Genomic DNA, 26,408 nt, shown 5'->3' with positions numbered 1-26,408 from the left:
CTGCGGGGGAGGGGGCGGCGGCCCGGTCGACCGGATCCGGACAAATTCCCCTGGTTCCAGATCTACACATAAAGGCGGCATAAGAGCAAAATAAGGGTGAGTGGCTGATGCCACGTGATGCGGCCCCGACGCGTGACCGAAGGAGGCGAGTCGTATGGCCGACGTCTCACACCCCAGGGGAGATCTCGCTGGTCACCCTGACGTTTCCGAGATGAGGGCCCGGTTCGAGCGGACGCTCGGCGGGCGGGACGTGGTGTTCGTCGACGGGCCGGTGTTCCTGGTCGGTCTGTACTGCGCGGCGTCACCCTGGATCGTGCACTACACGGCCTCGCAACCGGCGCTGATGGCCCACAACCTCATCGTCGGCATCGCGATCGCCCTGCTGGCGATCGGGTTCACCGTCACTCCGGAACGCATGTACGGCCTGAGCGGCGCGATGTGCGCGATCGGCGCCTGGCTGATCGTGTCGCCCTGGATCGTCGGACGCGGTCCTGACGCGGGGGTCATCTGGAACAACATCGTCATCGGCGCCCTGACCCTGCTGCTGGGTGCGCTGTGTATCGCCGTGGCATCGAGGAGTCGCCGCGTCACGTGAGGCGCGCTCCCACGGGGGCGTGTGAAAACCACCGGCCCGCTTGCCCTTCGGAGTCCCCAAGCGACGGCAAGCGGGCCGGGCACGTCCGGCGGCGTACGGGGCGGTCCCCGTCCGGCTACCGGCGGTGGTCGCGGCCGGGGGCGGTGGAGCGGGGCGGCGTGAAGCGTTGTCCGGCCAGCCCGGCCAGCACCAGTCCGCCGGCCAGGAGCAGTCCGTGTGCCAGGGCCACGCCGGTGACCAGGACTGCGATCGCGGTGGCCAGTATCAGCCAGACCGCCCAGCGTCGGAACGGTGCCTCGGGGGCCGCCGGTATGCGGACGGGCGGACAGGGGGCGGCTTCGGGTGGGAACTGTTCCGCGAGGTCGCGGAGTTGGTCGTCGTCGGGGGACAGGGAGGGTCCCTCCTCTCCCGGGTGGTGCTGCCGGTCGCGCCGAACGGGCAGGGCGGTGGATGGGGCGTTGCTTCGGAGATCGGGCCGACTTAGGGTTACCTAACTGCGGAGGGCCCGGGTGTGCTGCGCAACGGCACACAGGCGTTGTTGTGCCCTGCCGGGCCCCGTGCGTAACGCCGTTGACCGGACATCACCGGAGAGGAACTCCACCATGTCGGACGACCAGTCGCAGCAGCACCGCCCGCACCTGGAGCCCCAGCAGTACCGGCGCGCCGACGAGGCCCGGGACGCCCTCGTCAAGCTCACCTACGGCGCCATGGCGACCTACGCCGTGGGCGCCGCCGTCCGCCTCGGCGTGGTGGACCGGATCGGCGACGGGGAGCGCACCGCGGACGACCTGGCCGCCGAGTGCGCGGCCCAGCCGCAGGCCATGACGCGGTTACTGAGGGCGCTGACCGGACTGGGACTGCTCACCGAGCCCGCACCGGGCCGGTTCGCCGTCACCGCGGTCGGCGCACAACTGGCCAGCGACGCCCCCGGCTCGCTGCACTCGCTCGTCAGGATGTTCACCGACCCCGCCCTGCTCCGCGCCTGGGAGCACCTGGACGACAGCGTCCGCACCGGCGAGCCCTCCTTCGACACCGTCTTCGGCACGGACTTCTTCGGCCACCTCGCCGAACGGCCGGCCCTCTCGGCCCAGTTCAACGCCGCGATGAGCCAGGCCACCGCGCACACCGCCGAGCTGCTGCCGGCGGCTTTCCCCTTCGACCGCTTCCACGCCGTGGCCGACGTCGGCGGCGGCGACGGCACCCTGCTCGCCGGCGTCCTGCGCGCGCATCCGGCGCTGCGCGGCATCCTCTTCGACCGCGCCGAGGGCCTCGCCCAGGCCGGCCCCCGGTTCGCCCGCGACGGCCTGGCCGACCGCTGCTCCCTGGTGGCCGGCGACTTCTTCGCCACCGCTCCCGAAGGCGCCGACGTCTACCTCCTCAAGAGCGTGCTGCACGACTGGAACGACGAGCAGTGCGGGCAGATCCTCGACCACGTCCGACGGGTCGTGCCCGACGACGGCCGGCTGCTGATCGTCGAGCCGGTCCTGCCGGCCGTCGCCGACGCCTCCGGTGACGTGATCCGCTACCTCAGCGACCTGAACATGCTGGTCAACGTAGGCGGCCGGGAGCGCACCCGGGACGACTTCGAGCGACTGTGCCGCACCGCGGGCTTCGCCGTCCGCACCGTCACGGCCCTGCCGCGGCCCAACCGCTCCGCGGTCATCGAGGCCGAGCCGGTGTGATCGGCCGACGGCGCCCGGTCCACACGTGCGGTGGCCGCACTTCTTCGGTTAAATCGAACGTGTGGGCCATGCGCCCGTGATGGCCCGCCGTCCCCGAGAGGTGGCGCGCCGTGACCGCTCTGCCCGTGGATGACGCCCGGCCCGTCGACGACCACGAGGACTTCGCCGACGCCGATCGCGGCTTCATCGCCTCGCTCGACCCGCCCCGGATCACCGCTGCGGACGGCCGGGTGGTCTGGGACGCCGAGCGCCACGCCTTCCTGGCCGGGAACTGCCCCGACTCCGCCGACCAGGGCCTCTGGCGCCAGGGGCGGCTGGTGAGCCGGCAGGGCCTGTACGAGGTGACCGACGGCATCTACCAGGCCCGTGGCCTGGACCTGTCCAACATGACGCTCATCGAGGGCGACCACGGCGTCCTCGTCGTCGATCCGCTGCTCTCCACCGAGACCGCCGCCGCCGCGCTGGAGCTCTACCGCAAGCACCGCGGCGACCGCCCGGTCACCGGCCTGCTCTACACCCATGCGCACGCCGACCACTTCGGCGGCGCCCGCGGCGTCCTGCCGGCCGGCCACCACCCCGTACCGGTGCTGGCCCCCGCCGGCTTCCGGGAGAGCGCGGTCGGCGAGCAGCTCTACACCGGCCCGGCGATGGCCCGGCGCGCGGTGTACATGTACGGGACGCAGCTGCCCGTCGGACCCGACGGACAGATCGGCTGCGGCCTGGGCACCCTCCCCTCCGCCGGCACCCGCAGCTTCGTCCCGCCGACGGTGGACGTCACCCGCACCGGCCAGGAGGAGATCGTCGACGGGGTCCGCCTGATCTTCCAGCTCACCCCGGGCGCCGACGCCCCCGCCGCGATGAACTTCACCGCCCCGTCCCACCGGGCGCTGTGCACCGCCGAGAACGCCGTCCACACCATGCACAGCGTCCTCACCCTGCGCGGTGCCGTGGTCCGCGACACCCGGCGCTGGGCCCACTACCTCAACGAGGCGCTGGCCCTCTTCGGCGCCGACACCGAGGTCGCCTTCGCCTCCCACCACTGGCCCACCTGGGGCAACGCCCGCATCCGCCGCCTGCTCGCGGGCCAGCGCGACCTCTACGCGTACCTGCACGACCAGACCCTGCGGCTGCTCAACGAGGGCCGCACCGGCCCCGAGATCGCCGAGGAGCTGCGGCTGCCCCCGGGCCTGGAACGGCTCTGGGCACACCACGGCTACTACGGTTCGCTCAGCCACAACGTCAAGGCGATCTACCAGCGTTACCTCGGATGGTTCGACGGCAATCCGGCCCACCTGTGGGAGCACCCACCGACCGAGCAGGCCAGGCGCTACGTGGAGACCCTGGGCGGCGTCGCGGCCACCGTGGACGCCGGCAAGCGGTACGCCGCCGACGGCGACCTGCGGTTCGCCGCCACCCTGCTCAACCACGCCGTCTTCGCCGCCCCGCACGACCTGCGCGCCCGCCGGGAACTCGCCACCGTCTACGAGCGGCTGGGCCACGGCTGCGAGAACGGCACCTGGCGCAACTACTACCTCACCGCCGCCATGGAACTGCGCGGCACCCCGGCCGCCGCCCGGCCCGACACCACCGGCCCGGACGCCCCCGCCCCCGACCTGGTCCGGGCCCGCAGCGTCGACCAGCTCCTGGACTCGCTCGCCATCCGCGTCGACGGGCCCCGGGCCTGGCACAAGCACCTCACCCTCGACCTCTACCTCGCCGACGAGGACCGCACCTGGCATCTGACGCTCTCCAACGGCGCCCTCACCCACCTCAGCACCCCCGGCGCCCCGGCCCCCGACAGCCGGCCGGACCTGACCCTCAGCCTCACCAAACCCCAGCTCCGCGAGCTGCTGGGTGGCCGCGTCCCGACCGCCGTCACTCAGGAGGGTGAGCCCGGTGCGGCCCTGCACGAACTGCTCGGCCTGCTCAGTGCCCCGGACCCCAACTTTCCCATCGTCACGCCCTGATCCGGGCCGCTCCCACGGCGGACGCGGGCGGTCCGTGGCGTGGGGCAAACTGGGCCGGTGGCGAGCAACATTCCCCAGGAATCGACGAGCTTCGTCGGCCGGCGAGCCGAACTTCGGCGGTTGGCCAGTGAGTTGACGCAGCATCGGTTGATCACGTTGACCGGCCCCGGTGGTGTGGGCAAGACCCGGATCGCGGTGCGGGCCGCCAGAGCCGCCGCCGCGCGGTTCCCCGACGGGGTCCGCTGGGCCCCGCTGTGGCCCTTACAAGGCGACCAACTGCTGGTCGCCACCGTCTGCGACGCGGTCGGGCTGGCCGACCACTCGGCCCGGACACCGGTGGCCGCCCTCTGCGAATGGCTCGCCGACAAGGACCTGCTGCTGGTACTGGACTCCTGCGAGCACCTCGTCGACGCCTGCCGGGACCTGGTCGGCGACCTGCTGACGGCCGCCCCCGGCGTCACCGTCCTGGTCACCAGCCGCCAGCCGCTGGACATCGTCGGCGAGGGGATCACCGAGATCGGCCCGCTGCCCTGCACCGGCGACAACGACGCGCTGACGCTGTTCACCGAGCGGGCCGGCACCGCGGCCCCCGAGCTCCGGCTCACCGACCCGGTCAACGCCGAGGCCGCGGCCCTCATCTGCCGGCGCCTCGAAGGCATCCCGCTGGCCCTGGAGCTGGCCGGCGCCCAGCTGGCGCACCGCCCGCTCGCCCAGGTCGCCGAGCGGCTCGGCTCCCGTCTCGACGCCCTCGACGGCACCGGCATGCCCTGGACCCCGCGCCACCGCACCCTGCGCAACGCCATCGGCTGGAGCCACGAGCTGTGCGCACCGCTGGAGCGGCTGCTGTGGGCCCGACTCTCGGTCTTCCGCGGCACCTTCGACGTCGGCTCCGCCGCCGCGGTCTGCGCCGACGGCCCGCTCACCCCCGACGGGGTGCGCACCACACTGGCCGGCCTGGCCGCCAAATCCGTGGTCAGCCGCGAGGGGAACCGTTTCCGGATGCTGGACACCCTGCGCGAGTACGGCCGGATGTGGCTGGCCGAACTCGACGAGGCGACCGTCGTCGCCGACCGGCACGCCGAACACTTCGTCGGCTTCGGCCGCCGCGCCGAACTCGGCTGGCTCGGCCCCGACCAGGTCACCTGGTACGGGCGGGTCGCCGAGTCGTACGTCGACCTGTGCACCGCGCTGGACCACCTCCTGGGCAGCGCCCCGGCCCGCGCCCAGGAGCTCTCCGCGGCCATCGGCTTCTTCTGGACCTGCTGCGGCCATCTGCACGAGGCCCGCGACTACCTGGAGCGCGCCCTGGCCGCCCAGGACGCCCAGGGCACCCGGGCCGCCCAGGGCACCGCCCGCACCCGGGCCCTGTGGGCGCTCGGCGTCGCGGTCCTCCTCCAGGGCGAACTGCACACCGCCGAGACCCTGGGCCGGGAGTGTGCCCGCGCCGCCCGGGAGGCCGGTGACCGGGACGCGACGCTCGCCGCCGGCTACCTCATCGGCCTCACCCATCTGATGGCCGGCCGCCCGCTGACCGCCCACACCGTCGCCGGGCAGGTGCTCGGCCCGCAGCCGGACGACCCCTTCGACTCCGCCGGCCGGCTCCGCTGCCACCTCGTCCGGCTCTTCGCGCTCACCTCCCTCGGCCGGTTCCACGAGGCGCGCGACGTGGCCACCGCGCTGCGCCACGGCTGCGTCGAGCGCGGCGAGTACTGGTCCCGCTCCTACACCGACTACCAGCTCGCCCTGGTCTCGCTCTTCCAGGGCCGGCCGGAGGAGTCCGCGGGCCACGCCCGCGCCATGCTCGGCGCCAAGCAGCGGATCGGCGACAACTTCGGGATCGCGCTCGGCCTGGACGTGCTGGCCGCCGCGGTCGCCGCCCGGGGCGACGGCGCGGTCGCCGCCCAGGTCTACGGCAGCGGCCAGGCCATCTGGCGCACGGTCGGCCACCCGCAGCGCGGCACCCCCGAACTCCGCGCGATGCGCGAGCAGTGCGAGCGGCGGGCCCGCGCGGCGATCGGCGACGAGGCGTACGCCGCGGTCTTCGACCGGGCCGCCGAGCAGAACCCGGACGTGCTGCTCGCCCGGATCCTCGCCGGGGAACTGTGAGCACCGCGCCGGCGGCCCGGCCTCAGCCGTCGTCGCCGGCCAGCGCGTACAGCAGCTCGTAGGCGGTGGTCACCATCCGGCAGGTGCGGCCGCGGCGGGTGGCCAGCGCGACCAGCCCGGTCCCGGACGCCGGGTGGTAGCCGACGAACGCCTGCTGGCCGAAGGTCGCGCCCACGTGGAACAGCAGCGGGCCGCGCGCCGCCGGGTGCTGGTACCACGTCAGGGTGTGGGTGTTGCGGTGCCGCCAGCCGCGCCGCAGCAGCGGGATCCGCACCTCGCGCAGCGCCCCGGCCAGCGGGCTGCTCTCCGGGAAGAGGTGCGCCTCCACGTAGCTGAGCAGATCGTCGGGGGTGGACCGGACCGCGCCGGCGGCGGCGAACGCCCCCATGTCGGTGCTGCGGACCGGGGTGGTGCCGTTGGTGCGGTGGCCGACGGCGTCGGTGCCGGTCGTGCCGGGCGCCAGGGTGGTGCCGGTGAGGCCGAGCGGCTTCAGCACCCGGGTGGTGAGCAGGTCGGGGTAGTCGGTCCCGGTCGTGTGGCCCATCGCCGGGCCGAGCAGCGCCAGCCCGAAGTTGGAGTAGTGCCAGCGGGTGCCGGGCCGGTGCCGGGGTCGGGTCCGGGCGAAGGTGCGCAGCAGCCGCTCGGTGTCGTAGCCGGAGTAGCCGTTCTCGTAGGGGCGGACCAGCGCGCCGAGCAGGAGGTCGGTGGGGATCCGCGGCAGTCCGGAGGTGTGGGTGGCCAGGTGGCGCAGGGTGATCCGGCCCGACCACGGATGGCTCAGCGGTAGCCGCGGCAGCCGGGCGGCGACCGGATCGTCCAGGGAGAGCACCCCGTTCACCGCGAGGTCCGCCAACAGCAACACGCTGAACGTCTTGGACAGCGAACCGAGTTCGTAGCGCAGGGCCGGGCGCGGGGTGGGCGGCGCCAGTGCGGTGCCGCCGCTGACCACCGTGCGGCGGCCCTGTCGGGTGACGGCCAGGACGACGTCCGGGGCGTCGATCCGGGTCACCGCGTCCGCCAGCCGGTCTGCGAGCCCGGGCCCGCCGGGTGTGGCCCGCATCAGCCGGCGGCGCTGGTCAGCGCGCGGGAGGTGGCCATCGCCGAGGCGAACGCGGCGACCAGGGTGGGGTGGTGGACCAGGTCGAAGACCACGTCCGGATCGCCCTCCGGCATCCCGTACTGGATGGGCATCGCGCCGGATTCCGCCTGGGCTGCGGCGTACCGCTCCCACAGCCGCGCGTCGAGGGTGGGGTGCGGCAGACAGGCGTCCACGACCAGGAGTTCCCCGAGCAGGTCCCAGTGTTCGAGGTCGGCCCAGTCGTCCAGCCAGGCCGGCAGGTACCGGGTGAGGTAGTCGGCGATGTCCGGCGGGATCCGGTCCGGTGCCTCGCCCCAGTTGGTGATGTGGAAGACGGTGTGGGTGATGTCGTACGCGATGTGCAGCTGCACCGTCCAGGGTTCGGGCAGTCGGCCCAACCAGGTGCGCGCCAGTGCCTGGTCGAAGTCGGCGCTGGGCGTCAGTCCGACCTTGCGTTCGGCGTTGAGCACCCCGAGCCGTCGGTTGGGCACCATCTCCAGTGCGGTCCAGGTCGTGGTCCGTCGGGACACCTCCAGTGCCGCCTCCAGGCCCGGGTGGCGGTGGCCCAGTTCGTGGAACGGCGCGTAGACCTCCAGCGGCACCGGGGAGTGCGGCTCGTCGTGTTGGAGTGCGGCGAGTACGTTGCCGCCGTCGAGCAGTTCCCGCCAGGCGAAGTCCAGCAGCGCACCGGCCCGGGTGCGCTGCCGGGATCCGGCCACGCCCTCCCGGAACAACACCTGCATGTTGATGGCCAGTTCGCCGATGGGCTTGAGCCGTTCGATCGTCGCGCTGCCCGTGGCGCGGTCCTCGGGCGTCAGTCGGAAGTAGTCGCGGTGCGCGTCGAGCCAGCTCAGGGCCCGGTCACCGACCCGGTGCAGCAGAGCCGGGGAGGCCGGGGAGGCCAGGGACGCAGCCGTCACGGTCACAGCGCAGCCTCGCTTTCGATGGGGGTCCGCCCGGCCACCGCCGCCGTGTCCCCGACCCGCACCGGGCCGGCTTCGGCCTCGTCCGAGGCGATACGGGCGAGGGTGCCGGCAAACGCGGTCACCAGGGTGGAGTGGTAGCAGGCCCAGAACACCTCGGTCGGGTCGGTCGGCATCGATGCGGCACCGGTCTCGGGCACGCTGCCGTCGGCGGCCTGTGCGGCGGCCAGTCGCTGCCAGGCCGCCGCGTCGTACGGGGGTGCCGGCAGGCAGGCCGCGACCGCCAGCAACTCGCCCACCAGGTCCCACAGTTGCTCCTCCTGCCAGTTCGCCAGCCAGGAGGGCAGCCAGAGCCGCAGGTAGCCGGCGGCCTCGGGAGCCAGTCGCCGGCGGTTGCGGCCCCAGTCGGTGAGGTGGAAGACGTCGTGGGTCAGGCCGTACACCGCCCTGCGGTCCAGCGCCCAGGGCTCCGGTAGCAGCCCGAGCCCGGTGAGCGCGAACTCGGCGTCGAAGTCGGCGTGTTGGGCCAATCCGATCCGCCGCTCGGCGTTGAGCACCCCGAGCGTGCGGGTGTGGTCCTCACGGGCCACCCGCCAACCGCGCAGCCCGGCCGTCGTGAGCACCAGCTCCTCGACGGCCGGATGCCGCAGCCCGGCCTGGGCGAAGGCGCCGTAGATCTCCACCGGGTAGGTGGCGTACGGCTCGCCGCGGATCAGCTCGGCGAACAGTTCGCCCTCGCGGGTCTCCTGCCAGGCGAAGGCGAACAGGCGCTCCGCCGCGGCCCGGAGGTCCGCGCGTGGGTGCGAGGAGGCGATGAGATGGGTCAGTTCGGCCAGCTCGCCGAGGGGTTTGAGGGTGAGGTTGGGGTCGGCGTCGGTGGTCGCGTCCGGTGGCAGGCGGAAGAAGTCCCGCCGCTCCGCCAGCCAGCCCAGGCCGGCCCCGACCATCCGGTCCAGCAGCTCCGGGTCGCCCCGGCCGGCGGTCACCAGCCCCGCCCGAAGAACCGCTGGGCGGCCACCACATGCAGGGCCACCCGTGGGTCACCGCCACCCATCTGCCGAACGAAGGCCAGGCCCGCGTCCAGCCCCAGGGTGGAGGGCACGTTGGGGAGCCGGGCCAGCCAGCGGCCCGCTCCGGCGGCCTGTAGCCAGTCCCGGCGGCGTACCGCCCGGACGAAGCCGCGGGCCAAGTCGTCGGTGCGTGCGGTCAGTTGTTCCTCCAGGTCGGCCGCGAGCCCGGGGAGGGCCAGTGCCGCGAGTTGGGAGACCCGGTGGGCGAGTCGGGGCCAGGGGTCGGTGCCGGTCCACTCGGCACCGGTCTCGGGGGGACGCGGCCAGGGCTGCGCGCCCGAGGGGAGGTAGGCGTGCGTGGCCTCGATCAGGCCGCGATAGGTCCATGCCGATACTTCGGAAGCGTCCGCGCCCGGGGGATAGGTCGCCAGTGTCTGCCGCACCACCGCTTCGTCGTCCGCGCCCACCGGCACCGCACGGTGCTCCAAGGCGTACGGCGCGAGCGCGTCGGCGCCCAGAACCCGGACCGCGGCCGGGGCGAGCGGGTCGCCCTGACGCAGGATCCGGGAGAGCGCATAGGGGTCGCCCCCACCCTGAAGGGCGAGGGCGACCCCGGTTGCGGCATCGGCGATCACAGCGCTGAGCGGGACTGCTCCCTGCGTCTGTTCAGCCAACGCGATTCCCCTCAGCGAACGCCGGTCTTCGGGCGAGGGGTGGGGGGCGAGATCAGCAGCAGGCCGAGCAGCAGCAGCCCGCCCCCGCACCGGCGGGTATCGCGGTAGACACCGTCGGGCTCCGCGGGGCTGAGCAGCCCCTCGACCTCGGCGGACAGAGCAGTGGTCTCGATCGGTGCTGTGCGATCCGTAACCATGCGATCAACTCCTTCGACGAATGGGTCTCCAGGCTGGCATTGGCCGCAAATCGCCGCAAACCGGACTATTCCGATGGTGCGGGTTCGTCGAGGGGGCGCCGATTGCAGCCCGTTGGCGGAGGCGGATTCCGACTCCTCGGTAACTCGCTTTTTGGAAAAGGGAGTTGAATGACCGGTGCGATGTGCGCCGTGGTCGGGGGCCGAGCGCGGGCGCGGAGTGCCGAAGTTCGGGCCGGCTGCGAACCGGACTGCTCTGTTCGGTGGCATTTGGCGGGGGGCCCGCTGGTCCGCCCGGTGCGGGCGACCACCTCCGCCCGTCCTGCCCGGCAGCGCTCCCGAGGTCTGGTCCGGCGCCCCTGACCGCCCGAGATCGGGGTGGCCCCCCTCAACCCGGAAAACACCGGCCTGCCGCTCTGGCTGATCATGAGCTACCTGGTGGTAACCGCCGTCCTGGTGGTCAGCTTCGGCCGGCTCGGCGACACATGCGGCCGGACCCGGATGTACAACCTGGGCTTCGCCGCCTTCACCTTCTTCCCCCTGTTGCTGTCCCGGATTGCTCCCTTCGGTTCCGGGTCTTGAGGTGGTGGATGGCCGCGAGTTCTCCTTGGCGAGGTGTCCGTCGGTGTGCTGGGGCTGGCCGTCGAACAGTCGCCGTATCGCGGCCTGTAGGGGCGCGGCGGTGTTCGCGGAGACACCGCCCTCTGTGAGAGAGCGGCTGTGACGACGAAGCCCCGTCAGAGCACCTCTTGGTCCTGCGAGGCTTCTTCGCACGGCCCCCTGCCTGGCCCGAAGGCGGTGTCCGCCCGGCCTTGGTGGGGGCCGGGCGGACAAGCGCAGTGTGGGATGGCGCTCGTGGCGCGGTCGATCGGGTGGCGGACCACGCGGGGTGGGTGGGCTGCGGGTCAGCCCTTGCCGAGGTCGTTGTTCCAGGAGCGTGGGGCGAACGTGGCCTTACTGCCGAAGGGGTCGTCCCAGGTGGTGCCGTGGCGGACCGCGGCCAGCCAGGCGCGGTTGCCGGTGCTGTCCCGCATCCGGATCGAGCCGGTGTACTCGTCCTCGGAGATCCACGAGTCGCCTACGCCGGAGATGTCGAAGCGCAGCGCGAACCGGATCTGCTCCGGATAGATGTTCCAGTTGTTGATCTTGCGCATGGTGTTGCTGGAACCGGAGTGCGCGATGTAGTGGTACTTGCCCTTGCGCTGGACCGGCCGGGACCACGAGCCGCTGCCGACGCGGTACTGGAACTCGGCGTCCTTGACGGTGTGGTTGTCGAGGTCCCCGTCGGCGGTCACGAAACGGCATTGGACGATGCCGGACCTGTCCACCGAGCTTTTGGGGGAGAAATCCTTGTTGTCCCACAGGCCGACGGGATAGTAGGTGTCCCCCGTGCCCTTGCACCAGTAGAGCAGGAACGGCATGTTGGCGGCGAGCCGCCGTCTGGTGTTGTCCTTGTCCTTGTAGTGGATGAAGTTCTGGTTGGACAGGATCCCGGACTCATCGTCCTTGGCTGCGCGCTGGGCGGCGTCCACCTCGGTCGCGGCCGGATCTGCGGGTCGGGCGGTGTCGTCGGTGCTCAAGTTCGTCTCCTGGGCCGGTTCCGGTCAGTGGTCGAGGTCGTGTCGCTCGGCCTGCGTGCGCAGGTCGTTGGAGAGGAGGTCGGCGGGGAAGCGCAGCCCACCGCCGTCGACCGTCTGCACTGCGGAATCGCCCTGGCCGGACAGGGCGCGTACCCGGGAGACGAGGGCGTCGGTCATGGGGGTGGAGCGAAGGGTGTAGAGGTCCTTCAAGTTGCCCTCGATGCCGGGTGCTTCGATGACGCCGCTGAACTTGCCGATCTTCCGGGTGCCGGAGGCGGCACGCAGGTAGACGAAGTCGCCGTCGAGGACACGGGCCACCGGGGAGACCTCGATCCAGGCCACCCAGCCCGGCCGGATGTTCACGGTCATCGACTGGGAGAAGGTGGTCGATTCGCTCCAACTGGCGCTGAAGGAGTACGTGGTGGACACCTTCACCAAGTCGAAGAAGCCTGCCTCGGCCGAGTACTCGACACCGAAGGTGTACTCCGAGCCGATGGTCCGGGACCCGCCCACCGTCATCGAGGCGTCGTCAGGGGTGTCGTTGAAGACCGGATCCCCGACATAGGTCGGCACGCCCCGGTAGTAGCTCATCACCTTCCAGTTGCCGACGACTCCGTAGCCGTCGCTGTTGTTGCCGACGGGGTCCTTCCAGTGGTTGGCGGGCACTTCGGTCGACTTGATGGCCGGGATCTTCTCCGGGAAGTCGTAGTAGCTTCCGAAGCCGAGCCGGTGCATCTTCTCGCTCAGGGCACGCTTGTCGGGATTGCGGCTCAGCAGTAACTCGCGGTCATCGGTGGCCACGGCACTCCTCTGCGGGATTCGGGAAGGACGGCGTAGGCGCCCGGCATCGGCGGGAATACGCTGGGGGCAATCTTCGTCACCATTTGCGCAACGGCACCGAAGACAGAGCGATTTAGTCCAGATGGGTCATGGGGAATCGGCCACGGGAACACGCGGCTCCTGCCTGCCTAATCGGCGCGCGTGGCCGAGCGGCGGAGCAGCGGTCGTCCCGGTACGGGTGGTAGACACTCGACGGACACGTCCCGAACCATCTCGTGGATCCGACCGTTGAAGTGTGCCTGAAGTGCGCCTGAAGTACGGCTGAAGTGCGGCCGGTTGCCAGGCCGTTGCCGCCGGCTCCATGGCTCCCTTCCGGCTCGCGCCGTCACTTCCTACCCGTTGGTGAACCCGTCCGTCTCGCGTCGCGCGGCGATGGCGCAGCCGATGTCCTCATGCCGGAAGAAGTCGTGGAGGTCCGCCGAGTACACCACCAGCGCTTTCCGCTTCCGCGACGGAAAGCTGACGCCGGCCGAGATGCCGGAATCGCTCCCCGAGGGCGCGGAGCCGGCGCCGACCGGCGGCACGGCGACGGCCGGACTGACGCCCGGGTCGGTTCCGGGGTCCTCTAGAGTGCCGACGTGCCCTCGTACAGCATTGGTCAGGCAGCGCGGCTGCTGGGTGTGAGTTCGGAGACCGTCCGTCGCTGGGCCGACGGCGGGCAGTTGCGGATGGACCGGGACGGGGCGGGCAACCGCGTGATCGACGGGGTGAGCCTGGCCGCGTTCGCCAAGGAACGGGCGGCCGGCGCGCACCCGGTGCCCGGCGAGGTCCGCACCTCCGTCCGGAACGCCTTCGCCGGCATCGTCACCGCCGTCACCCTCGACGACGTGATCGCCCAGGTCGAAATCCAGTCGGGGCCGCACCGGGTGGTGTCGGTGGTCAGCCGGGAGGCCGTCGAGCAGCTGGGCATCGAGGTCGGCGTCGAGGCCACCGCCCGGATCAAGTCGACCCATGTGCACGTGGACCGGCCCGACGAGCGCGGCTGAACCCGCCCGCGGACCGCGGCGGTCAGCGGCACAGCAGCGCCGCGTGCAGATCCAGCTTGTGGTCGAGCCGCGACAGGTCGCGGCCGGTCAGGGTCTCGATCCGCTGGACGCGGTAGTGCACGGTGTTGACGTGCAGATGCAGGATCTCCGCGGTGCGCGCCCATGACCCGTGCTGGGCGAGGAACACCTCCAGCGTCTCCAGCAGCATCCGGTGCGAGGCACTGCCACCGCGCGCCAGCGGGCCGAGCACCCGGCTGCTGAACGCCGCCCGGACGTCGGACGGCACCCCGGAGAGCAGCGCGCCCAGCGTCGTCAGGTCGTCGACGTCGGTCACCTCGGCGCCCTCCGGGGCCGCCGACCGGGCCGCGGCCAGGGCGTAACGGGCCTGGTCCAGTGCCGGGTTGAGGTCGACGGCGGCCACCGGACCGCTCACCCCGGCGTGCAGGGGCGCCTGCGGACGGCATGCGTGCAGCGCCGGCCACACCTCGCCGAGGGACGGCCGCCCCTCCTCGCCGACGCCGGCGACGACCACCGCGGCCGCCTCGCCGCCCGGCAGCAGCCCGGCCGCGAACGGCTCGCCGGGCGAATGCCGCAGCGCCTCGGCCAGCGCCCGGACCGCCTGCCCGGGCTCCGCACCGTCCGATGCGGCCACCACCACGTGGAACGGGCCGTTCGTGGGCAGCCCGCAGGCGTGCAGCGCCGCGTCGAGCGCCGCGCCCTCGGCGGCGCCCGAGGCGACCAGGGCCAACAGGGCGTCCGTCGCCCGCCGCGCGGCGGTCCCGCGCGCCGCATCGTGGTGCCGGTACTGCGCGATGACCTCGGCGATCTCGTGCAGCACCCGCGGCGGCGCGTCGTCCGCGCCGCGCAGGTGCAGGAACCAGGCGTCGTACGGCCCCGGGTCCCCCTCGATGCGCAGTGTGCTGCCGACGCCGGCGGCGAGGTCCCGCCGGGCCTGCCGGGCGGTCAGTTCGGGGGCGTCGGGGGTGTGGGCGACCACCCGGCCGGCGACGGTCAGCAGGTAGCAGGCCGGGCCGCCCAGATGCGCGAACGCCCGGTCCAGCAGGGCGTCCGGTGCGGCGTCCCCGGCGATCAGCCCGGCGAGTTCGGTGCGCACGTTCTCGGGGAGGGCGTAGTGGCCGGCGGGGCGGCGGCTGAGGTCGCCCCACCGGCGCAGGTACACCGCCTCGGTGATGGCCCGGAAGGTGGTGTGTGCGGGCACCGTGAGCAGGGCGACGCGGTGTGCGCGGCAGGACTCGACCAGGACGTCGGGGACCTTCCCGTGGGTCTCCTCCCCGGCCAGCAGCGCGGCTGCCCCGGCGTCCGCCAACGCCGCCACGAAGCGGTCCACCTTCTCCCGGTCGTCTCCGGGCGCCCACCACACCAGTCCGCTCAGCACCAGCTCGCCCGGCTGGAGGAACCGCGCGGGGTCCTCCAGGTCGGTGGCGGTGACGCCGCTGACCTCCTGGGCGAGTAGGGAGTCCTCGCCCCATAGGAGGGTCAGGTCGAGCGCATCGAGCTGGAGGAGGTCGTGGACGTGCATGTGGTGGCTCCTTGGACGGCTACCGGGCACGGAACCCCGGTATCTCACATTCACGAGGTGAATGTGGGTTCTGGCATCGTAAATGCCAGGCGTTCTTGCCGATATACCTCTTGGTTGATCATCCAGTTTCGGGTCCGGGTGTTGGTGTGTTTTCCGTGCTGCGGACCAGTCGTGCGCCAGGCCGCCGGGTTGCTTCACTCGACGGCATGGACCTGAACACCGTGCTGGAGGTGCGCGACGCCCGGCAGCACGCCCCCTGGCGCACCGGCGATGCCTGGCTGGGCGGCGGCACCTACCTCTTCTCCGAACCGCAGCCGCACCTCCGGCGCCTGGTGGACCTGAGCCGGATGGGCTGGGAGCCGGTCGGCCAACTCCCGGACGGCTCCCTGGAGATCGCCGCCACCTGCACCATCGCCCAGCTCTCCCGCTTCGCGGCAACCTTCCCGGCCCCGACCGCGCCCCTCTTCGAGCAGTGCTGCCGCGCCTTCCTGGCCTCGTTCAAGATCTGGAACATGGCCACCGTCGGCGGCAACCTCTGCAACGGCCTGCCCGCCGGGCCGATGATCTCGCTCACCGCGGCCCTCGACGGCAGCTGCCTGCTCCAGGCCCAGGACGGCTCCCGGCGCCGCATCAAGGTCGCCGACTTCATCACCGGCGCCGGCCGCAAGGACCTCGCCGCCGGCGAACTCCTCCGCTCGGTGACCCTGCCCGCCCGCGCGCTGACCTGCCGGACCGCGTTCCGCCAGGTCTCCCTCTACGGGCTCGGCCGCTCCGGTGCCCTGGTCGTCGGCGCCCTCGACCCCCTGGACGGCTCGCTGGCGCTCACCGTCACCGCCGCCACCGTCCGCCCGTTCCGCCTCTGGTTCCCCACCCCGCCCAGCGCCGCCGTGCTGCGCGGCACCCTCGACGGGGCCGTCACCGACCCCGAGTGGTTCGACGACATCCACGGCCTGCCCGCCTGGCGGCGGCATATGGCGCTCCGCCTCGCCGAGGAGGTCCGCGCCGAACTCACCACCCGCTCGCCGTCCCCCAAGGAGGCTGTCCGATGAGCTACGCCCTTCACGTCAACGGCCGGGACTTCGACGCCGAACCGCGCCCCGGTCAGTGCCTGCGCACCTACCTGCGGGACCGCGGCTGGTTCGGGGTGAAGAAGGGCTGCGACGGCGGTGACTGCGGGGCCTGTACGGTCCATGTCGACGGCGAACCGGTGCACAGCTGCCTCTACCCGGCGGTACGCGCCGACGGCCGCCGGGTCACCACGGTCGAGGGTCTGGCCGAACCGGACGGCGAACTCCACCCCGTCCAGCGGAAGTTCCTCGGCGCCCAGGGCTTCCAGTGCGGCTTCTGCACCGCCGGCTTCCTGATGACCACGGCCAAGCTGAACGAGGACCAACTCACCGACCTACCACGGGCGTTGAAGGGCAACCTCTGCCGCTGCACCGGCTACCGGGCCATCGAGGACGCGATCCGCGGCGTCACCCACGTCGAGGAGCCCCGTCCCGGCGAGTCGGTCGGCCGCAGCCTCGGCGCCCCGGCCGGCCCCCAGGTGGTCACCGGAACCGCCCGCTACACCTTCGACATCGAGGTCGAGGGGCTGCTCCACATGAAGCTGCTGCGCTCCCCGCACCCGCACGCCCGGATCGTCTCCATCGACACCGCCGACGCGTTGCGCGTCCCCGGCGTGCGCCTCGTCCTCACCCACCACGACGCCCCCGAGCGGCTGTTCTCCTCGGCCCGCCACGAGCACCCCACCGAGGACCCCGACGACACCCGGGTCCTGGACGACATGGTCCGCTTCGTCGGACAGCGGGTGGCCGCCGTGGTCGCCGACACCGAGGGCGCCGCCGAGGAGGGCTGCCGCCGGATCGCCGTGGAGTACGAGGTACTGCCGCACGTCCTGGACCCGGAGGAGGCGATGCGGCCCGGCGCCCCGGTGGTCCATCCCAAGGACTCCGCGGACTGCCGGATCTCCCGCCCGGAGGACAACGTCGTCGGCGAGGTGCACGGCGAGATCGGCAGCGTCGAGCAGGGCTTCGCCGAGGCCGACCTGATCTACGAGGAGACCTTCCGCACCCAGCGGGTGCAGCACGCCAGCCTGGAGACCCACGGCGCCGTCGCCTACTTCGAGGAGACGGAGGACGGCGACGGCGAACGGATCGTGGTCCGCTCCAGCACCCAGGTCCCGTTCCTGATCCGGCGTGCCCTGTGCGCCCTGTACGACCTGCCGGAGGACGGGGTCCGGGTGGTCGCCGGCCGGGTCGGCGGCGGCTTCGGCGGCAAACAGGAGATGCTGACCGAGGACATCGTGGTGCTGGCCGCGATGCGTCTGCACCGGCCGGTCAAGCTGGAGTTCACCCGCGCCGAGCAGTTCTTCGGCGCCACCACCCGGCACCCCTTCACCATCGGCATCAAGGCCGGCGCCAAGCGCGACGGCACCCTGACGGCCCTTCAGCTCCGGGTGGTCTCCAACACCGGCGCGTACGGCAACCACGGACCGGCGGTGATGTTCCACAGCGTCGGCGAGTCGATGGCCGTCTACCGCGCCCCCCACAAGAAGGTCAACGCCTACTCCGTCTACACCCATTGCGTCCCGGCCGGTGCGTTCCGCGGCTACGGGCTGGGCCAGGTCACCTTCGCCGTGGAATCGACCATGGACGAGCTGGCCCGCCGCCTCGGCATCGATCCGCTGGTCTTCCGCGAACGCAACATCATCGGCCCCGGGGAACACATGATCAGCCCCGGCGGCGAGGAGGAGGACCTCCACATCGCCAGCTACGGCCTGGACCAGTGCCTGAAGGTCGTCCGCGACGCGATCGCCGCCGACCACAGCGCCGAGGACGCCCCCGACGGCTGGCTGGTCGGCCAGGGCACCGCGATGTCGATGATCGCCACCGGCCCGCCCGGCGGCCACTACGCCGATGCCACCGTGACGCTCCTGGAGGACGGCATCTACGACATCGCCGTCGGCACCGCCGAGTTCGGCAACGGCACCACCACCGTCCACAAGCAGATCACCGCCGGCGCGCTGGGCACCACCGTCGACCGGATCGTCATCCGGCAGTCCGACACCGACGTCGTCCGGCACGACACCGGCGCCTTCGGCTCCGCCGGCACCGTCGTGGCCGGCAAGGCCGTGATGCGGGCGGCCAACGGACTGGCCGAGCGGATCCTGTCGTTCGCCGCCGAATACGCCCGCACCCCGCGCAGCCAGTGCCACCTGCTGACCGACGCCGTGGAGTGCGCCGGGCGGACGGTCTCGCTCAAGGAACTGCACGAGGCCGCCCGCGAGCGCGACGTGGAACTGGCGGCGGCCGGGCACTGGGGCGGCTCCCCGCGCTCGGTGGCCTTCAACGCCCAGTGGTTCCGGATCGCCGTCGATCCCGACAGCGGCGAGATCAAGATCCTGCGCAGCGTCCACGCGGCCGACGCGGGCAAGGTCATGAACCCGATGCAGTGCCGCGGCCAGGTCGAGGGCGGGGTCGCCCAGGCGCTCGGCGCCACCCTCTTCGAACAGGTCCTGGTCGACGCCGGCGGCAAGGTCCTCACCCCCGCGTTCCGCCGCTACCGGCTGCCGGCCTACGCGGACGTCCCGCGTACCGAGGTGCACTTCATGGAGACCTCGGACGCCATCGGGCCACTGGGCGCCAAGTCGATGAGCGAGAGCCCGTTCAACCCGGTCGCCCCCGCCTTCGGCAACGCGCTGCGCGACGCCACCGGGGTGCGCTTCACCGAGGTGCCCTTCCTCCGGGACAAGGTGTGGCTGGCCCTCGCCGAGCACCGTGCGGAGGGCGGCGAGGAGGGCTGGTCGGCCCGGGCGCACCCGTCGCGGGAGGGCTCCGTGTGACCACGGTCCGGTCGCCCGAGCGGGCGCGGCGGTTCCGGGGCGGCCCTGCCGATGAGAAGGGGCCCCGGAACTGCCACCCTCTTGCCCCCATTCAACTCACTTACGCAAGGGGAACATGGGTTGCTGGTTGGCATATGTGATTGAGTCATGCGTCGCCGGGGCATCACCGGGAGGCAGCCGCCGCGTGGACCGTCTCCAGGGGGACACCAATGAGCCGACTCAGCCCGCCGCCCCGCCCCGTCGCCGTCCGTGGCACGCCCGGTGACGCCCCGCCCGCCGCCCGGCGCTTCCTGATCAGCGGTCAGCTGCGCCGCCCGCTCACGCTGACCGTCGCCGACCTGCGGGAGCGCTGGCCGCAGCGGCACGCTCCCGTGGTCTTCGACTGCGCCACCAACGGCCCGCAGCACCACACCTTCGACGGCCCGCTGCTGCGGGACGTCCTGGACGAGGCGGGCCCGGTCTTCGATGCCCGGCGGCGCAAGGACCGCTCCCGTTTCCTGCTGACCGTGACCGGCGGGGACGGCCACCACACCGTGCTGTCCTGGGCGGAGATCGACGCCGACTTCGGCAACGCCCCGATCCTGCTGGCCACGGCGATGGACGGAGAGCCGCTGGACGCCGCGGGCAGCCAGCTCGTGGTGCCGTCCGACCGCTGCGGCGCGCGGTACATCAGCGCCATCACCGGCATCTGGGTGGGCACCTGCCCGGCGCCGGGGGAGCGGTAGGCCGCGGGCCGCGCCCGCCGGTGGGGCGACCCACGCGCCGGCTGTCGCCCGGGCCTACGTGCCGGCTGTCGCCCGGGCGTCGCGCGCCGGCCGTGGCGCGGGCCGGGGCGGCCGCCGGCCGGGCGCCGGATCGCTCAGCTTTCGGTGGCCAGCGCGACCTCGGTGGACTTGATCAGCGCGGTCACCTCGGAACCGGTGGTCAGCCCCAGGTCGGCCGCCGCGTCCTTGGTGATCGCGGCGGTCAGCTCTCCGCCCGCCACGGCCACCTTGACCCCGGCCATCGCGCCGCCGGTGGCCACCGCGACGACGGTTCCCGGGAGCTGGTTGCGGATGCTGAGCCCGTCGACCGCACCGGTGGACAGGGCGACCTCGGTGGACTTCACCAGCGCGCGCACCGCTGAACCGACCGTGATGCCCAGGTCGTTGACGGCTTCCACGGTGATCGCGGCGGTGAGCGTCTGGCCGCCGGACAGCCGTACCGCGACGGTCGACATCACCTCCCCGGCGGTCACGGCGAGAACCGTGCCGGGGAGCTGGTTACGGATGCTGAGGCTCATGGAAACCACTTCCTCGGGTGCGAGACGTGCGGCGGAGTGTGCGGAGAAATACCGAGCGGCACAGCGAGAGGCGGTGCAGTGCGGGGAATGTCGGGTAATCCGCCGGATTGCACTGGGTACGCTGGATTACGGCGCAATGCGGATTATCGCGGGGATATCCGTAATGGTCTTCCTGTCCCTCGCACTGTAAGCGGCTCCGGGTGCGGATTCCTCGCGGGATGCGGCCTGTCGGGTGCGGGCCCCGCGTATGCCGCCCGGTTTTCCGGTGGCCGGAACTCGCGCTTGTCCCTTCCTCCAATGGGCCTTGCATCTGCTGTGGAGGAATGCCAAAAGGATTGTAAATGCGAGCCAATACCTCATATCTTGTCGCACATGCAGTCCTACACAATCGGCCAGGCGGCGCGGCTGCTGGGCGTCAGTCCGGACACCGCCCGCCGCTGGGCGGACGCCGGACGGGTCGCCACCCACCGCGACGACAGCGGCCGCCGCCTCATCGACGGCCGGGACCTGGCCGCCTTCTCGATCGAGGTGGGCCAGTCCGCCGGCGGCGAGGAGGACGACACCTACACCTCCGTCCGCAACGCCTTCCCGGGCATCGTCACCGCCGTCAAACTCGGCGACGTCGCCGCCCAGGTCGAGATCCAGGCCGGCCCGCACCGCCTGGTGTCCCTGCTCACCCGCGAAGCGGTGGAGGAACTCGGACTGGAAGTCGGCATGCAGGCCGTCGCACGGGTGAAATCCACCAGCGTGCACATCGACCGCACCTGAACCCCCGCGCGCCACCACCCGGAGGTCCGCCCCCACGTCTCCCTCCGGGCCGGCCGCACCACCCAGCGGCGTCGCCCGTCCACGGCGCGGCTATGTCCCCATCCGCTCGGGCGACCGCATCGCCCCGCGTACCAAGGAGCCCCGCACCATGTCCCCGTATCTCACCGGACGCCGCGCCGCCACCGCGCTCGTCACCGCCGCCCTCCTCGTCCCGCTCGCCGCCTGCTCCGGCGGCAGTGGTGACAGCGCCAAGAAGGGCGGCGACGCCGGGTCCGGCAGCACCACGAAGCTCACCGTGCTCGCCGCCGCCTCGCTCACCGACGTCTTCCAGAAGGCCGGCGCCGTCTACGAGAAGGAGCACCCGGGCACCAAGGTCGCCTTCTCGTTCGCGGGCTCCCAGGAACTCGCCGCCCAGGTCAAGCAGGGCGCCCCCGCCGACGCCCTGGTCACCGCCGACACCAAGACCATGGACGGGCTCAAGGCGGACACCGGTACCCCCACCGTCATCGCCAAGAACCGCCTGGTCATCGCCACGGGCAAGGGCAACCCCAAGAAGGTCGGCGCCCTCAAGGACCTCGCCGACAGCAAGCTGAAGGTGGTGCTGGCCGCCCCCGAGGTACCGGTCGGCCGCTACAGCAAGAAGGTCCTGGACGCCCAGCACCTGACCGTCAAGGCGGTCTCGCAGGAGCCCAACGTCCGCGCCGTGCTCAGCAAGGTGGAACTCGGTGAGGCGGACGCCGGCATCGTCTACAAGACGGACGCCGCCACCGCGCCCAAGAAGGTCGACGCCATCGACATCCCCGACGCCCAGAACGCCGTCGCCTCCTACCCGGCGGCCACGCTCAAGTCCTCCCAGCACTCCACCGCGGCCGCCGCGTTCGTGAAGTGGCTGAGCACCCCGGAGGCGCAGAAGCTCCTCCAGGAGGCGGGCTTCCAGAAGCCGTGACCACTGCGGGGTGGGGACTGTCCGGCTCGGGGGAGTGGACAGCCCCCACCCCGCCGCCGTACCTGCCGTCGTCCGCCGGCCCGCCCGGACCCGACGCCCGCCCCGATCCCAGGACTCCCGATGAGCCGCCCCAGCACCTCTGCCCCGGCGCCGGCCGGCCGACGTCGCGCGCCCGGTGCCCGCACCCCCGTCGCCCTGGCCGTTCCCGCGCTGCTCGCCATCGCGTTCCTGCTGATGCCGCTGCTCGGCATCCTCGCCCGCACCAGCTGGGGCGACCTCGGCACCCATCTGACCAGGCCCGGAGTGCTCGAAGCGCTCCGGCTGTCGCTGCTGGTGTCGTGCTGGGCGCTGGGCCTGTCGCTGCTCCTCGGCGTCCCGCTGGCCTGGCTGCTGGCCCGGGTCGACTTCCCCGGCAAGGTGCTGGTCCGTTCGCTGGTGCTGCTGCCGATGGTGCTGCCGCCGACCGTCGGCGGTGTCGCCCTGCTGCTCGGCTTCGGCCGTCGCGGACTCCTCGGCCCCTGGCTGGAGAACACCTTCGGCATCGTGCTGCCGTTCCACACCTCGGGTGCGGTGGTCGCGGCCACCTTCGTCGCGATGCCCTTCCTCGTGATCAGTCTGGAGGGCACCCTCGCCGGGCTCCGCACCAGCTACGAGGAGACCGCGGCGTCACTCGGCGCCTCGCCGGTACGGGTCTTCTGCACCGTCACCCTGCCGATGGTCGCCCCCGGCCTGGCCGCCGGCGCCGCGCTGACCTGGGCCCGCGCGCTCGGCGAATTCGGCGCGACCATCACCTTCGCCGGCAACCTGCCCGGCACCACCCAGACCCTGCCGCTCCAGGTCTACCTGCTGCTCCAGGACTCCCCGGAAGCCGCCACCTCCGTCTCCCTGCTGCTGCTCGCCATCGCCATGGCCGTGCTGGTGTGCCTGCGCGGGCGGTGGACGGGCGGGCCCGTTGACCGGTCCGGTCGGTCCGGCCGCCGTGTTCGTGCCGGTCGTCTCGACGGCGGCGACGGCGCCGACGGCATGGGGCGCGACAGCGGTGCTGACACCGACCGTGGCGGTGAGCGGGGCGGTGAGCCGGCCACCGGTGGCCCGGGCGCCGGTGGTGGCGATGCTGCCGCGGGGACGGGTGGGACCGTCGCGCCGTCGGCGGTCGGTGCCACGGACGCCGGGCGTCCGGAGTCGCCCGCGCCGGACCCGTCCCCCGGGGAACGCTGGCCGCTGCACGCCGACGTCACCGGCTTCACCACTCTCACCCTCCAGGCCGCCCCGGGGACCACCATCGCCGTCGTCGGCCCCAACGGCGCCGGCAAGACCACTCTGCTGCGCGCCCTGCTCGGGCTCACCCCGCGCGCCCGGGCCGCCCTCCGCCTGGGGGAGTCCGACGTCACCGCACTGCCCCCGCACCGCCGGGGCGTCGCCTGGGTCCCCCAGGACGGGGCCCTCTTCCCGCATCTGACGGCGCTGGCCAACACCGCCTACGGGCTGCGCGCCCAGGGCGTCCCGCGCGCCGAGGCCCGGCGCACCGCACAGCAGTGGCTCGACCGGCTCGGCGTCGGTCCGCTCGCCCACCGCCGGCCCGCCCAGCTGTCCGGCGGCCAGGCCCAGCGCGTAGCCCTGGCCCGGGCGCTGGCCGCCCGGCCGCGCCTGCTGCTGCTCGACGAACCGCTGGCCGCCCTCGACCAGACCACCCGGGCGCACGTCCGGCACACCCTGCGCGGCCATCTCGCCGGCTTCGGCGGGGTCTGCCTGATCGTCACCCACGACCCCGTCGAGGCGGTCTCGCTCGCCGACCGGGTCCTCGTTCTGGACGGTGGTCGTGCCCTCCAGGACGCCCCGCCCGCCGAGGTCACCCGCAATCCCCGCTCCCCCTGGGTGGCCCGGATGCTCGGCCGCAACGCCTGGTCCGGCACGGCGGCCGGCGACGGACTCGCGCTCCCCGGCGGCGGCCACCTGGTCGTGGCCGACCCGCTCCCCGACGGCACCGAGGCGCTCGCGGTGATCGCCCCCGAGGCGGTCTCGGTGCACGTCGACAGGCCCGCGGGCAGTCCGCGCAACGTCTGGCCCGGCACCGTACGGGAGATCACCGCCGCGGGCAGCCGACTGCGGGTCGTCATCACCTCGTCCGAGGCGCCCGATCTCGTCGCCGAGATCACTCCGGCGGCGGCCCTGGAACTCGGGCTCGCCGACGGCGCCGCCGTCTGGACCAGCGTCAAGGCCACCGAGGTCACCCTGGTGACGCTCTGACGATGCGTCAGACCTGCGACTGGCACCCGCAGTTAGCGGGCCGCGGGCCGCAGTTCGCGGCCCGCCGGGCGGTGATCAGTGCGGGCTGCCCGCCGGCTCCAGTACGAAGACCGGTATCTGACGGTCCGTCTTCTCCTGGTAGTCGGCGTAGTCGGGGTACGCCTCGACCGCCCGCGCCCACCACGCGGCCTTCTCCTCGCCGGTGACCTCGCGGGCCGTCATGTCCTGGCGGACCGGACCGTCCTGGAGCTCCACCCGCGGATCGGCGAGCACGTTGTGGAACCAGACCGGGTTCTTGGGAGCGCCGCCCTGGGAGGCAACCGCGGCGTACGCCCCCGCGTGCTCCACCCGCATCAGCGGGCTCTTGCGGAGCTTGCCGGACTTGGCGCCGCGGGTGGTCAGCACGATCACCGGCAGGCCGCGGAGCGTCGTGCCCTGCGTGCCGCCGGATCCCTCGTACAGCTCGACCTGATCGCGGACCCACGCGGTCGGGCTCGGTTCGTACTCTCCCTGCAGAGGCATGTCGTCCGCCCTCTCGTCGAAGACTCCTGGTCCTCTGTGAACGACGGAGCCGGCGGGATCATTCCGGCTCCGCCACATCGATGGCCGGCCCGCCGTCCGGTGCTGTTGCTCCCGGCCGGGAACGCCGTTGGTCCCCGCCGGGAGCACGGCCCGGAGCGCCGGATCAGGAGACCAGCTCGACCGCCCGGCTCCGGCTTCGGCGGTGCTGCTCGGCCCAGTTCGCCAATGCCGCCTCACAGGCGTGGTCGACGTGGCGCAGCCCGCTCAGATCGAGTTCCACGTCCCGGTCGGCCGGCAGCGACTCCAACTGGTCGAGGAGCTTGGGCAGTCGCAGGAAGGTGGCGTTTCCGACGGCCCTGACCCGCACCGGGCCGGGAACGCTCGGGATGTGCACCTCCAGGTGCGCCTTCGAGGTCTCCCAAGCGGTCTTGGCCACGGCCAGCAGCAGTCCGATCAGCACGCCCTCGAACATGTTCACCGTCACGATGGCGATCGCGGTGACGCACAGCACCACCGCCTCACCGCGGTGCGCCCGCCACAGCGGCCGCAGCTCCCGCAGCGGGATCAGCTTCCAGCCCGCGTGCACCAGCACACCGGCCAGCGCCGCGACCGGCACCACGCCCAGCGCCGCCGGGAACGCCGCCGCGAACAGCAGCAGCCACACCCCGTGCAGCACCCGGGACGCCTTGGTCCGGGCCCCCGCCTGGACGTTGGCGGCACTGCGCACGATCACCGCCGTCATCGGCAGCGCACCGAGCACTCCGCACACCGCGTTGCCGGCGCCCTGGGCCATCAGCTCCTTGTCGTAGTCGGTCCGTGTCCCGTCGTGCAGCCGGTCCACCGCCGCCGCGCTGAACAGCGACTCCGCGGACGCGATCAGGGTGAACGCCAGCACCGTGCCCAGGACCCCGAGTTCGGTCAGCCGGCCGATGTCGGCCAGACCGGGCGGCTGGACCGCGTCCAACAACCCGCTGACCTGCACCCGGGCGACCGGCAGATCCAGTGCCCAGACCGAGGTGGTGGCCAGTGCGACCGCCGCCAGCGGGGCCGGCAGGATCCGCGCCGCACGCCGCCAACGGGGCCAGAACACCAGGACGGCGATGGTGCCGGCCCCTATGGCCAGCGCGGCGAGCGCGGTGCCGGACCGCGCGGTGTCCAGCACCAGCCGCGGCAGCGCCCCGATGTTGGCCAGCCCGCTGCCGGGCGCCTTGGCGTCCGCCAGGGCGTAGAGCTGCCCGGCGATCAGGACCAGCCCGATGCCCGCCAGCATGCCCTGCACCACCGCGACCGAGATCGCCCGGAACCAGCGCCCCAACTTCAGGGCACCCATGGCCAGTTGGAGCACGCCCGCGGCCAGTACCAGCGCGCCCAGCACGCCCAGGCCGTACGTCTTGACCGCTTCGAAGACCAGCACCGTCAGGCCGGCGGCCGGGCCGCTGACCTGAAGGCTGCTACCGGGGAGCAGTCCGGTGACCAGTCCGCCGACGATGCCGGTGACCAGCCCCAGTTCGGCCGGTACGCCGGAGGCGACCGCCACACCCACGCACAGTGGGACGGCGACGAGGAAGACCACGAGGGAGGCGGTGAAGTCCGCCCGGAGGAAAGGGAATCGCTTCATCACGTA

At 72.7% G+C, this 26,408-nt stretch carries 23 protein-coding genes; 12 read left to right on the top strand and 11 right to left on the bottom strand.

Annotation, left to right across the window (positions count from 1 at the left end; genetic code table 11):
* Window positions 1-154 precede the first annotated feature (154 nt).
* From ACFVT2_RS09700 to ACFVT2_RS09685, 4 genes are all read left to right on the top strand, one after another.
* Window positions 155-595, top strand: coding sequence for an SPW repeat protein (locus ACFVT2_RS09700; RefSeq protein ID WP_390014370.1), 441 nt, complete (start codon window positions 155-157; stop codon window positions 593-595).
* A gap of 602 nt (window positions 596-1,197) precedes the next feature.
* The gene (locus tag ACFVT2_RS09695; protein WP_390014367.1) at window positions 1,198-2,277 is read left to right on the top strand and encodes a methyltransferase; all 1,080 of its coding nucleotides are present in this window, start codon (window positions 1,198-1,200) and stop codon (window positions 2,275-2,277) included.
* A 110-nt stretch (window positions 2,278-2,387) separates the two neighbouring features.
* Window positions 2,388-4,244 (top strand): alkyl/aryl-sulfatase, encoded by a 1,857-nt coding sequence (locus tag ACFVT2_RS09690; protein ID WP_390014365.1) that lies wholly within the window; start codon window positions 2,388-2,390, stop codon window positions 4,242-4,244.
* Between the two features lie 57 nt (window positions 4,245-4,301).
* A complete protein-coding gene (locus ACFVT2_RS09685) occupies window positions 4,302-6,350 on the top strand; it encodes an ATP-binding protein (protein WP_390014363.1) in 2,049 nt (682 codons plus the stop codon).
* 22 nt (window positions 6,351-6,372) lie between these two features.
* Here the strand turns inward: ACFVT2_RS09685 and ACFVT2_RS09680 are convergent, their stop codons facing one another.
* From ACFVT2_RS09680 to ACFVT2_RS09660, 5 genes are read right to left on the bottom strand one after another with little or no spacing between them, the layout of a single operon-like run.
* Window positions 6,373-7,410 (bottom strand): serine hydrolase domain-containing protein, encoded by a 1,038-nt coding sequence (locus ACFVT2_RS09680; RefSeq protein ID WP_390014361.1) that lies wholly within the window; start codon window positions 7,408-7,410, stop codon window positions 6,373-6,375.
* Window positions 7,410-8,354, bottom strand: a complete 945-nt coding sequence (locus tag ACFVT2_RS09675; RefSeq protein WP_390014358.1) for a DUF6895 family protein — start codon at window positions 8,352-8,354, stop codon at window positions 7,410-7,412. The genes ACFVT2_RS09680 and ACFVT2_RS09675 overlap by 1 nt, the downstream gene beginning before the upstream one ends.
* Window positions 8,351-9,337 carry a DUF6895 family protein gene (locus ACFVT2_RS09670; protein WP_390014356.1) on the bottom strand — a complete coding sequence of 329 codons (987 nt, stop codon included), beginning with the start codon at window positions 9,335-9,337 and terminating at the stop codon, window positions 8,351-8,353. Before ACFVT2_RS09670 ends, ACFVT2_RS09675 begins: the two co-directional genes overlap by 4 nt.
* Window positions 9,334-10,035, bottom strand: coding sequence for a hypothetical protein (locus tag ACFVT2_RS09665; protein ID WP_390014354.1), 702 nt, complete (start codon window positions 10,033-10,035; stop codon window positions 9,334-9,336). The genes ACFVT2_RS09670 and ACFVT2_RS09665 overlap by 4 nt, the downstream gene beginning before the upstream one ends.
* Before the next feature lie 11 nt (window positions 10,036-10,046).
* On the bottom strand, window positions 10,047-10,232 hold the full coding sequence (locus tag ACFVT2_RS09660) for a hypothetical protein (RefSeq protein WP_390014351.1): 186 nt from the start codon (window positions 10,230-10,232) through the stop codon (window positions 10,047-10,049).
* A gap of 375 nt (window positions 10,233-10,607) precedes the next feature.
* Here ACFVT2_RS09660 and ACFVT2_RS09655 point away from each other — a divergent pair, with 375 nt between their 5' ends.
* Entirely contained in the window at window positions 10,608-10,811 is a 204-nt protein-coding gene (locus ACFVT2_RS09655; protein WP_390014348.1) for a hypothetical protein, read from the top strand.
* A 323-nt stretch (window positions 10,812-11,134) separates the two neighbouring features.
* Here ACFVT2_RS09655 and ACFVT2_RS09650 read toward each other — a convergent pair whose 3' ends face one another.
* Window positions 11,135-11,809 (bottom strand): hypothetical protein, encoded by a 675-nt coding sequence (locus ACFVT2_RS09650; protein WP_390014345.1) that lies wholly within the window; start codon window positions 11,807-11,809, stop codon window positions 11,135-11,137.
* Window positions 11,810-11,833: 24 nt separating this feature from the next.
* Window positions 11,834-12,610, bottom strand: coding sequence for a hypothetical protein (locus ACFVT2_RS09645; protein ID WP_390014343.1), 777 nt, complete (start codon window positions 12,608-12,610; stop codon window positions 11,834-11,836).
* A 617-nt stretch (window positions 12,611-13,227) separates the two neighbouring features.
* Between ACFVT2_RS09645 and ACFVT2_RS09640 the strand changes: the two genes are divergently transcribed.
* A complete protein-coding gene (locus tag ACFVT2_RS09640) occupies window positions 13,228-13,635 on the top strand; it encodes a molybdopterin-binding protein (protein ID WP_390014340.1) in 408 nt (135 codons plus the stop codon).
* Between the two features lie 22 nt (window positions 13,636-13,657).
* Here ACFVT2_RS09640 and ACFVT2_RS09635 read toward each other — a convergent pair whose 3' ends face one another.
* Window positions 13,658-15,175 (bottom strand): PucR family transcriptional regulator ligand-binding domain-containing protein, encoded by a 1,518-nt coding sequence (locus ACFVT2_RS09635; protein WP_390014338.1) that lies wholly within the window; start codon window positions 15,173-15,175, stop codon window positions 13,658-13,660.
* A gap of 206 nt (window positions 15,176-15,381) precedes the next feature.
* Between ACFVT2_RS09635 and ACFVT2_RS09630 the strand changes: the two genes are divergently transcribed.
* From ACFVT2_RS09630 to ACFVT2_RS09620, 3 genes are all read left to right on the top strand, one after another.
* Window positions 15,382-16,224 (top strand): FAD binding domain-containing protein, encoded by an 843-nt coding sequence (locus ACFVT2_RS09630; RefSeq protein ID WP_390014335.1) that lies wholly within the window; start codon window positions 15,382-15,384, stop codon window positions 16,222-16,224.
* Window positions 16,221-19,019 carry a molybdopterin-dependent oxidoreductase gene (locus tag ACFVT2_RS09625; RefSeq protein WP_390014332.1) on the top strand — a complete coding sequence of 933 codons (2,799 nt, stop codon included), beginning with the start codon at window positions 16,221-16,223 and terminating at the stop codon, window positions 19,017-19,019. The genes ACFVT2_RS09630 and ACFVT2_RS09625 overlap by 4 nt, the downstream gene beginning before the upstream one ends.
* A 209-nt stretch (window positions 19,020-19,228) precedes the next feature.
* Window positions 19,229-19,744, top strand: a complete 516-nt coding sequence (locus ACFVT2_RS09620) for a molybdopterin-dependent oxidoreductase (protein ID WP_390014330.1) — start codon at window positions 19,229-19,231, stop codon at window positions 19,742-19,744.
* Between the two features lie 134 nt (window positions 19,745-19,878).
* Here the strand turns inward: ACFVT2_RS09620 and ACFVT2_RS09615 are convergent, their stop codons facing one another.
* Complete coding sequence (locus tag ACFVT2_RS09615; RefSeq protein WP_390014328.1) at window positions 19,879-20,301, bottom strand: molybdopterin-binding protein; 423 nt, start codon at window positions 20,299-20,301, stop codon at window positions 19,879-19,881.
* Window positions 20,302-20,673: 372 nt separating this feature from the next.
* Between ACFVT2_RS09615 and ACFVT2_RS09610 the strand changes: the two genes are divergently transcribed.
* The 3 genes from ACFVT2_RS09610 (at window position 20,674) to ACFVT2_RS09600 (ending at window position 24,262) form a co-directional block, all read left to right on the top strand.
* Window positions 20,674-21,069, top strand: coding sequence for a molybdopterin-binding protein (locus tag ACFVT2_RS09610; RefSeq protein WP_100601900.1), 396 nt, complete (start codon window positions 20,674-20,676; stop codon window positions 21,067-21,069).
* A 148-nt stretch (window positions 21,070-21,217) separates the two neighbouring features.
* Window positions 21,218-22,015: a molybdate ABC transporter substrate-binding protein gene (modA, locus tag ACFVT2_RS09605; RefSeq protein WP_390014325.1), complete on the top strand. Its 798-nt coding sequence runs from the start codon at window positions 21,218-21,220 to the stop codon at window positions 22,013-22,015.
* Window positions 22,016-22,135: 120 nt separating this feature from the next.
* Window positions 22,136-24,262: an ABC transporter permease gene (locus ACFVT2_RS09600; protein WP_390014323.1), complete on the top strand. Its 2,127-nt coding sequence runs from the start codon at window positions 22,136-22,138 to the stop codon at window positions 24,260-24,262.
* Window positions 24,263-24,337: 75 nt separating this feature from the next.
* Here ACFVT2_RS09600 and ACFVT2_RS09595 read toward each other — a convergent pair whose 3' ends face one another.
* Both ACFVT2_RS09595 and ACFVT2_RS09590 read right to left on the bottom strand, forming a co-directional pair.
* Complete coding sequence (locus tag ACFVT2_RS09595) at window positions 24,338-24,784, bottom strand: nitroreductase family deazaflavin-dependent oxidoreductase (RefSeq protein WP_390014321.1); 447 nt, start codon at window positions 24,782-24,784, stop codon at window positions 24,338-24,340.
* A gap of 163 nt (window positions 24,785-24,947) precedes the next feature.
* Entirely contained in the window at window positions 24,948-26,402 is a 1,455-nt protein-coding gene (locus tag ACFVT2_RS09590) for a SulP family inorganic anion transporter (RefSeq protein ID WP_390014319.1), read from the bottom strand.
* Window positions 26,403-26,408: the final 6 nt, after the last annotated feature.

It is taken from the genome of Streptomyces sp. NPDC058000, assembly GCF_042886435.1.
Classification (GTDB): domain Bacteria; phylum Actinomycetota; class Actinomycetes; order Streptomycetales; family Streptomycetaceae; genus Streptomyces.
The sequence above is the reverse complement of the archived record's forward strand: the minus strand, read 5'-3'. Positions and strand labels throughout refer to the sequence as shown.

Bases quoted from the DNA above. Each gene is read 5' to 3' on its own strand.
- ACFVT2_RS09700 (WP_390014370.1), top strand. From the start codon at position 155: ATGGCCGACGTCTCACACCCCAGGGGAGATCTCGCTGGTCACCCTGAC.
- ACFVT2_RS09695 (WP_390014367.1), top strand. From the start codon at position 1,198: ATGTCGGACGACCAGTCGCAGCAGCACCGCCCGCACCTGGAGCCCCAG.
- ACFVT2_RS09680 (WP_390014361.1), bottom strand. From the start codon at position 7,410: ATGCGGGCCACACCCGGCGGGCCCGGGCTCGCAGACCGGCTGGCGGAC.
- ACFVT2_RS09660 (WP_390014351.1), bottom strand. From the start codon at position 10,232: ATGGTTACGGATCGCACAGCACCGATCGAGACCACTGCTCTGTCCGCC.
- ACFVT2_RS09635 (WP_390014338.1), bottom strand. From the start codon at position 15,175: ATGCACGTCCACGACCTCCTCCAGCTCGATGCGCTCGACCTGACCCTC.
- ACFVT2_RS09630 (WP_390014335.1), top strand. From the start codon at position 15,382: ATGGACCTGAACACCGTGCTGGAGGTGCGCGACGCCCGGCAGCACGCC.
- ACFVT2_RS09625 (WP_390014332.1), top strand. From the start codon at position 16,221: ATGAGCTACGCCCTTCACGTCAACGGCCGGGACTTCGACGCCGAACCG.
- ACFVT2_RS09620 (WP_390014330.1), top strand. From the start codon at position 19,229: ATGAGCCGACTCAGCCCGCCGCCCCGCCCCGTCGCCGTCCGTGGCACG.
- ACFVT2_RS09615 (WP_390014328.1), bottom strand. From the start codon at position 20,301: ATGAGCCTCAGCATCCGTAACCAGCTCCCCGGCACGGTTCTCGCCGTG.
- ACFVT2_RS09610 (WP_100601900.1), top strand. From the start codon at position 20,674: ATGCAGTCCTACACAATCGGCCAGGCGGCGCGGCTGCTGGGCGTCAGT.
- modA (WP_390014325.1), top strand. From the start codon at position 21,218: ATGTCCCCGTATCTCACCGGACGCCGCGCCGCCACCGCGCTCGTCACC.
- ACFVT2_RS09600 (WP_390014323.1), top strand. From the start codon at position 22,136: ATGAGCCGCCCCAGCACCTCTGCCCCGGCGCCGGCCGGCCGACGTCGC.
- ACFVT2_RS09595 (WP_390014321.1), bottom strand. From the start codon at position 24,784: ATGCCTCTGCAGGGAGAGTACGAACCGAGCCCGACCGCGTGGGTCCGC.
- ACFVT2_RS09590 (WP_390014319.1), bottom strand. From the start codon at position 26,402: ATGAAGCGATTCCCTTTCCTCCGGGCGGACTTCACCGCCTCCCTCGTG.